The following is a 6830-nucleotide window of genomic DNA, read 5'->3' as shown; positions in this document are numbered from 1 at the left end:
TCGGTCGGGATCCCCGCCAGCCTGGTTTTGCTGTACTCGAACTGGTTGCGGCTGAGGGTAATTCCGATCACGTTGACATCGAACTTCTCGACCGCCCGTTGCAGCGCGCCGCCCCAGCCGCAGCCGATGTCCAGCAGCGTCATCCCCGGCTCGAGCCCGAGCTTCCCCAGCGACAGGTCGATCTTGGCGAGCTGCGCCTCTTCGAGGGTCATGTCGTCGCGCTCGAAGTAGGCGCAGCTGTAGGTCTGCGTCGGGTCGAGGAACAGCCGGAAGAAGTCGTCGGACAGATCGTAGTGCGCCTGCACGTTCCCAAAGTGCGGCGTGAGCTGCACAGACATGAGTAGTTGGGCCTTTCTGTATCTCGGGGTTCCGCGCGTCCTGGCGACCAGGCACCGCGGTTCACCCCCGATGCATCCCCTGCATGCTAGCGGTTAAGGCCGTACAAGTCGCATTGCCGAAGTCGGCTTTGCGTCACACGTAGGTCACAAAGCGGTGCGCAACACGGCGCCCGCCGCGAGCCCCAGGACCAGCAGCGCGCCCGCCTGGCGCACGTGCACCCAGGCCAGCGCCGCGTACCACAGCGGCCACACCGGGAAGTTCGGCGGCGGCTCGTCGGGCCTCGGCCGGCGGAAATACGGCCACACCTTCGCCAGCCGCGGCAACGCCAACACGACGATCAGCGCGGGCCACGGCATCGCCCGCACGGCGACGGCGACGGCCACCAGCGCGTAGAAGCCGACCATCATGCCCAGCGTGACGGCCCGGGCGCGGGCCTCGCCGAGCAGCACGGGCAGCGTCCGGATGCCGAGCGGCTCGTCGTAGGGGATCTTGTCGATGTGCTTGCCCATCAGCACCGTCGTGCACAGCAATCCGTAGGGCAGCGACGCCACGACGACGTCCCAGCCCACCGCGCCCACCGCGGAGTAGTAGGTCCCGCACACCATCAGCGGTCCCCACACCACGAAGACATCCGGCTCGCCGAGGCCGCGCTTCTTCAGCCGCAGCGGCGGCGCGGTGTAGGCGACGCTGAGGGCGAACCCGCCGAGCGCGAAGGCCACCACCGGCCACCCCCGCGCCCACGCCAGCGTCACCAGGATGGCCAGATCCGCGACGTTGACCGCCAGGATCGCCAGCCCGAGCGTGCGGCGGCTGATCAGCCCCGACAGCACCGGATGGGGCGCGTACAGCGCGCGGGGATAGGTGGCGCTGTCGGTGCCGACCTGGGTGTCGTAGAGGTCGTTCATCAGGTTGTTGGCGGTGTGCGCGAGCGTGATGCCCAGCACGGCCAGGACCAGCCAGCGCCAGTCCAGCCCGGGTTTGCCGACCGCCAGCAGCGCCGCCACCAGGCCGGAGACCAGGGTCATCGGCAGCACGGCCGCCCGGGCGACCACGAGCCAGCGCGTGACGGCGTCGACCGGCCCGTCCGGGGGCGGGTTGGTGGTGCGAAGCGCGTAGGCCCACGACCGGAGGCGCGAGCTCGCGCTCACGTCAGCCATCGGGCCCCGAGGTCATGGCGCCCGCGGCGGCACGATCGGCGACGGGTGCGGCTGCTCCCGGAACTTCTCCAGCGACCCGCCCGCCTCGACGATGCCGCAGATCGCGCTCCAGCTCAGCATGGTCAGGTAGTCGATCAGCTCGTCGGCGGTCATCCGCGGGTCGGAGATCCACGAGTGCGTCGCGAGCTGCACGCCGCCGACGATCATGTAGGCCCAGGGCTCCACGCCGCCGGTGTCCATCCCGGCCTCCTGCATGCGGCGGCGCAGCATCATGGCCAGCATCCGGGCGATGATTCGCTCGGAGTCGGCGATCACCTTGCTCTTGGTCGGCGAGCTGTTGGCCATCACGAACCGGTACGGCTCCGGTTCGTCGGCGACCGTCTCGACATACACCCGGATGATTTCGCGGGTCAGGTCGAAGCCATCCAGGTTGGACGTCAGCGCGCCCGCCATGTTGGGAATCAGCGTCGACTGCGCGAAGCGCATCAGCACCGCGGTGGTCAGGTCGTTCTTGTCGACGAAGTAGCGGTACAGCACGGTCTTGGAGACCCCGATCTCGGCCGCGATCTCGTCCATGCTCAGGAAGCGGCCCCGCTGGCGGATCGCCACGATCGTCCCGTCAACCAGCTCATTGCGGCGCTCCACCTTGTGTTGGTGCCAGCGCCGCTTGCGACCATCCGTCTTTACGGTCACAGCCCGGATCCGCTCTGCCACTGTCGCCGCTTCTCACTCATCAGACGCCCCTGATACTACGGCTTGCCGGGGGTCTTATGGCGGATGGGCCGCGCGCACGCGGCCGTCCAAGCAGGGCGGTAACACTAACTGCCCGCGGCGAGACATGATGGAGTGGTGACACACCGAGCCTCCCCCGGGGGCGAAGCACCGGGCTCGCCCGCGGCGAGGCTGGCGTCCCTGGCGGAATCGTTCGCCGGGGCGGATCCGGAGGCCGACGCCGAGCGGCGGGTGGCGCTGCGCCGGATGAAGCTGGTGGCCCTGAGCTTCCTGGTCGGCGCCACGGGCCTGTTCCTGGCCTGCCGGTGGGCCCAGGCCCACGCCGTCACGGCGACCTGGGTGGGTTACGTCGGTGCGGCCGCGGAGGCCGGCATGGTGGGCGCGCTGGCCGACTGGTTCGCGGTCACGGCGCTGTTCAAGCACCCGCTGGGCATTCCCATCCCGCACACCGCGATCATCAAGCGCAAGAAGGACCAGCTCGGCGAGGGCCTGGGGACCTTCGTGCGGGAGAACTTCCTGTCACCGCCCGTCGTCGAGACCAAGTTGCGCGACGCCCAGGTGCCCAGCCGGCTCGGGAAGTGGCTCTCGGAGACCGCGCACGCCGAACGGGTGGCCGGCGAGACGGCGACGGTGCTGCGGGTGCTGGTGGAGCTGTTGCGCGACGAGGACGTCCAGCAGGTGATCGACCGGATGATCGTGCGCCGCATCGCCGAACCGCAATGGGGCCCGCCGGTGGGCCGGGTGCTGGCGACGCTGCTGGCCGAGAACCGCCAGGAGGCCCTGATCCAACTGCTGGCCGACCGGGCGTTCCAGTGGTCGCTGAACGCCGGGGAGGTGATCCAGCGGGTGGTCGAGCGCGACTCGCCGAGCTGGTCGCCGCGGTTCATCGACCACCTCGTCGGCGACCGCATCCACCGCGAGCTGATGGACTTCACCGACAAGGTGCGCCGCAACCCCGACCACGAGTTGCGCCGTTCGGCGACCCGTTTCCTGTTCGAGTTCGCCGACGACCTGCAGCACGATCCGGAGACCATCGCGCGCGCCGACGCGGTCAAGGACCAGCTGATGGCGCGCGATGAGATCGCCACCGCGGCCGCGACGGCGTGGAAGACGCTGAAGAGGCTGGTCCTCGAGGGCGTCGACGACCCGTCCAGCGCGCTGCGAACCCGCATCGCCGACACCGTCGTCCGCATCGGGGAGTCGCTGCGCGACGACGCCGACCTGCGCGACAAGGTCGACAGCTGGATCGTGCGGGCGGCCCAGCACCTGGTCTCCGAGTACGGGGTGGAAATCACCGCGATCATCACCGACACGATCGAGCGCTGGGACGCGGAGGAGGCCAGCCGGCGCATCGAACTGCACGTGGGTCGAGACCTGCAGTTCATTCGGATCAACGGGACGGTCGTCGGGTCCCTGGCGGGGCTGATCATCTACGCCGTCGCCCAGCTGCTTTTCTAGGGGTGCTAACAAGTGCTTGCAAAAGCAAGCACTTGGTCGTAGGGTAGGGGCCGTAACACGCCAACCGACCCGAGGAGTGCTCGATGCCGCAGGAGGAGAAGCTCTCCGCCAAGGTGTCGACGGCGGCCTCCGACATGGCCTCCGACCTCGGCAGCTTCATCCGCGACCTGCGTGAGAACGCGCAGGTCTCGGTGCGGCAGCTCGCCGAGCGGTCCGGCGTCAGCAACCCGTACCTGAGCCAGGTGGAGCGCGGGCTGCGCAAGCCGTCCGCCGACGTGCTGAGCCAGATCGCAAAAGCGCTACGGATCTCCGCCGAGGTGCTCTACGTGCGCGCCGGGATTCTCGAGCCCAGCGACAAGAGCCAGGTGCGCGACGCCATCATCACCGACACGGCGATCACGGAGCGTCAAAAGCAGATCCTGCTCGACATCTACGCGTCATTTGCCGAGCAGAACGAAGCCAATTTCGAGGAGAGTCCGAGCGAACCCGACAGCGACGAGTGACGCGTTCGCAGTCGCGCCAATGACAGCAATGAGTTGGTGACGCATAGATGCCAGGCCGCTTGGTTACCCGAGGGGAAGGGGTTTGACGCCGGCCCGTCGAGTTCACCAACCCTGGCCCACGATGCGTAACCGATCAGCCGACCCGATCAATCAGGAGGTTCCCCCGGCAAGTTGCGGGCCACGTCAATCCGCGGGTCTTGACCTCTCCCCGCCTGCCCCTTTCTTCAGATCAGAGACGCAGTAACCCCGATAAGAAACAAATTATGAAAGGAAACACCATGGCTGAAAACCCGAACGTCGAAGACTTGCGGGCTCCGTTGCTGGCGGCGCTCGGCGCGGCCGATCTGGCGCTGGCCACCGTCAACGACCTGATCGCCAACCTGCGTGAGCGGGCCGAAGAGACCCGCACCGAGACCCGCAGCCGGGTCGAGGAGCGCCGCGCTCGCCTGTCGAAGCTGCAGGAGGACCTGCCCGAGCAGTTCACCGAGCTGCGCGAGCGCTTCACCTCCGAGGAGCTGCGCAAGGCCGCCGAGGGCTACCTGGAGGCCGCGACCAGCCGCTACAACGAGCTGGTCGACCGCGGCGAGGCCGCCCTGGAGCGCCTGCGCAGCCAGCGGCCCTTCGAGGACGCGTCGGCGCGCGCCGAGGGCTACGTCGACCAGGCCGTCGAGCTGACCCAGGAGGCGCTCGGCACGGTCGCGTCGCAGACCCGCGCGGTCGGCGAGCGGGCCGCCAAGCTGGTCGGCATCGACCTGCCCAAGAAGGCCGAGTCGGCCAAGAAGGCCCCGGCCAAGAAGGCGCCCGCCAAGAAGGCTCCTGCCAAGAAGGCCCCGGCCAAGAAGGCGTCGGCCAAGAAGGTCACCCAGAAGTAACCAGACGCGACTCCGAGTTGTCCCCGGGCAACTCGGAGTCGACGTTTTGGACGGTGCCCGCATACCCTTGATGCGTGACCCACGCCGTGAGCATCGTCATGTTCGTCCTGCAGATCGCCGTCGCGCTGACGGCCGTGTACGCGTTCGTGCACGCAGCGCTGCAGCGAACCGACGCCTATACCGCCGCAGACAAGCTGACCAAGCCGGTGTGGTTGGTGATCCTCGGCGTGGCCGTGGCGCTGGCCTCCGTGCTGAGTTTCGTGTTCGGCGTGCTGGGCATGGCGATCGCCGCCTGCGCCGCCGGGGTGTATCTGGTCGACGTGCGGCCGAAACTGCTTGAGATTCAGGGCAAGTCGCGCTAGCGGAATGAAGGCCCTGCTGGCCGCGCCGGCGGTGGTGCTGGCCGCGCTGCTGGGCCCGCCGGCGTCGCCCGCCCGCGCCGACGCCACCCCCGCACCCCCGTTCGTCGACCACACCGAGTGGTCCCGCTGGCAGGGCATGTCCAGCCTGCGGGTTTTTCCGACACCATCCGGGCGGGTGGCCGCCAGACAACCGGGCACCGCGTCGCAGGCCGACGAGGCGTGGGCCGAGGTGCTGGCGCTGGCGCCGGACGCCGACACCCCCGGCATGCGCGCCCAGTTCGTCTGCCACTGGCAGCTCGCCGAGTTCGTGCAGCCGGGCAAGTCCAGCTGGAACCTGGAGCCGTGGCGCCCGGTGGTCGACGACGCCGACATGTTCGCCACGGGCTGCAACCCCGGCGGTCCGGAAGAAGGGTTCTAGTTGGCGAGCCAACCCACGCGGGCCCAACTGGCGGCCCTGATCGACCACACCCTGCTCAAGCCCGAGGCCACCCGCGCCGAGCGGGCCGCGCTGGTGGCCGAGGCGGGCGACCTCGGTGTCTACGCCGTGTGCGTCTCGCCGTCGATGGTCCCGGACGCGTCGTATGCCGCCGCCTCCGGCGTCCGGGTGGCGGCGGTGGCCGGCTTTCCGTCGGGCAAGCACGTGCCGGAGGTCAAGGCGCGCGAGGCCGCGCTGGCCGTGGCGGCCGGCGCCGGCGAGATCGACATGGTCATCGACGTCGGCGCCGCGCTGGCCGGCGACATCGATGCCGTGCGCTCCGACATCAGGGCGCCGCCGGCCGCGGTGCCCCGGGCCGTGCTGAAAGTCATCGTGGAGTCGGCGGTGCTGCTGGCCCGAGCGGGCGGGGACGCGCTGGCGGACGTGTGCCGCGCCGCGGAGGACGCCGGCGCCGACTTCGTCAAGACCTCGACCGGCTTTCACCCGGCGGGCGGGGCGTCGGTGGACGCCGTCGCGCTGATGGCCGAGGCCGTCGGCGGGCGGCTGGGCGTCAAGGCCAGCGGCGGCATCCGCACGGCCGCCGACGCGCTAGCGATGCTGGATGCCGGCGCGACCCGGCTGGGCCTGTCGGGCAGCCGGGCGGTGCTCGACGGGCTCGGCGGCGATTCTTAGAGGTTGGCGAAGCAGGGGTCGTTGCTGTTGTCGTTCGGGATGCTGGCGTTCTGTGTCGAAAAGTGGGCTGTCACACCGGTATCGGTGACCTGCACGCTGTCGGCGTGGATGCCCAGCGGGTAGTTCTTGGTGAATTGCGCGGTGAAGTCGTCCAGCGTCGACTGCACCGATTCCTTCGGCATGGTGAAGCCCAGCGCGTTGAAGCTGACGATCTGCAGCTGCAGCCCGGTGCCGGACACCACCGGCTTGGCCGTGATGTTGTCCAACATGCCCTTCAGCTCGATGGTGCCGTCGGCCGG

At 69.3% G+C, this 6830-nt stretch carries 9 protein-coding genes and 1 pseudogene; 6 read left to right on the top strand and 4 right to left on the bottom strand.

The annotated features are described in order from the left end of the window. The 3 genes from A9X00_RS08280 to A9X00_RS08270 form a co-directional block, all read right to left on the bottom strand. A partial coding sequence (locus tag A9X00_RS08280; protein ID WP_197515101.1) for a class I SAM-dependent methyltransferase occupies positions 1-338 on the bottom strand: 338 nt, incomplete at its 3' end. Positions 339-482: 144 nt separating this feature from the next. Continuing rightward, entirely contained in the window at positions 483-1496 is a 1014-nt protein-coding gene (locus tag A9X00_RS08275; RefSeq protein WP_067151731.1) for a prenyltransferase, read from the bottom strand. Between the two features lie 12 nt (positions 1497-1508). Then, on the bottom strand, positions 1509-2210 hold the full coding sequence (locus A9X00_RS08270; protein WP_067151728.1) for a TetR/AcrR family transcriptional regulator: 702 nt from the start codon (positions 2208-2210) through the stop codon (positions 1509-1511). 132 nt (positions 2211-2342) lie between these two features. On the opposite strand from A9X00_RS08270, the gene A9X00_RS08265 reads away from it, so the two are divergent. The 6 genes from A9X00_RS08265 (at position 2343) to deoC (ending at position 6531) form a co-directional block, all read left to right on the top strand. Then, on the top strand, positions 2343-3686 hold the full coding sequence (locus tag A9X00_RS08265; RefSeq protein WP_369830732.1) for a DUF445 domain-containing protein: 1344 nt from the start codon (positions 2343-2345) through the stop codon (positions 3684-3686). An 83-nt stretch (positions 3687-3769) separates the two neighbouring features. Continuing rightward, positions 3770-4189, top strand: coding sequence for a helix-turn-helix domain-containing protein (locus A9X00_RS08260; RefSeq protein ID WP_067151723.1), 420 nt, complete (start codon positions 3770-3772; stop codon positions 4187-4189). 278 nt (positions 4190-4467) lie between these two features. Next, complete coding sequence (hbhA, locus tag A9X00_RS08255) at positions 4468-5061, top strand: heparin-binding hemagglutinin HbhA (RefSeq protein ID WP_067151735.1); 594 nt, start codon at positions 4468-4470, stop codon at positions 5059-5061. A 98-nt stretch (positions 5062-5159) separates the two neighbouring features. Next, the gene (locus A9X00_RS08250) at positions 5160-5423 is read left to right on the top strand and encodes a DUF2516 family protein (RefSeq protein WP_082974919.1); all 264 of its coding nucleotides are present in this window, start codon (positions 5160-5162) and stop codon (positions 5421-5423) included. 4 nt (positions 5424-5427) lie between these two features. Further along, the gene (locus A9X00_RS08245; protein ID WP_067151717.1) at positions 5428-5841 is read left to right on the top strand and encodes a DUF2599 domain-containing protein; all 414 of its coding nucleotides are present in this window, start codon (positions 5428-5430) and stop codon (positions 5839-5841) included. Then, positions 5842-6531, top strand: coding sequence for a deoxyribose-phosphate aldolase (deoC, locus tag A9X00_RS08240; protein ID WP_067151714.1), 690 nt, complete (start codon positions 5842-5844; stop codon positions 6529-6531). It abuts the gene before it with no gap. Here deoC and A9X00_RS08235 read toward each other — a convergent pair. Further along, positions 6528-6830, bottom strand: a pseudogene (locus A9X00_RS08235) (DUF2993 domain-containing protein); the annotation flags it as partial. The gene deoC and the pseudogene A9X00_RS08235 overlap by 4 nt on opposite strands.

It is taken from the genome of Mycobacterium sp. 1245805.9 (assembly GCF_001672915.1).
Taxonomy (GTDB): domain Bacteria; phylum Actinomycetota; class Actinomycetes; order Mycobacteriales; family Mycobacteriaceae; genus Mycobacterium.
The sequence above is the reverse complement of the archived record's forward strand: the minus strand, read 5'-3'. Positions and strand labels throughout refer to the sequence as shown.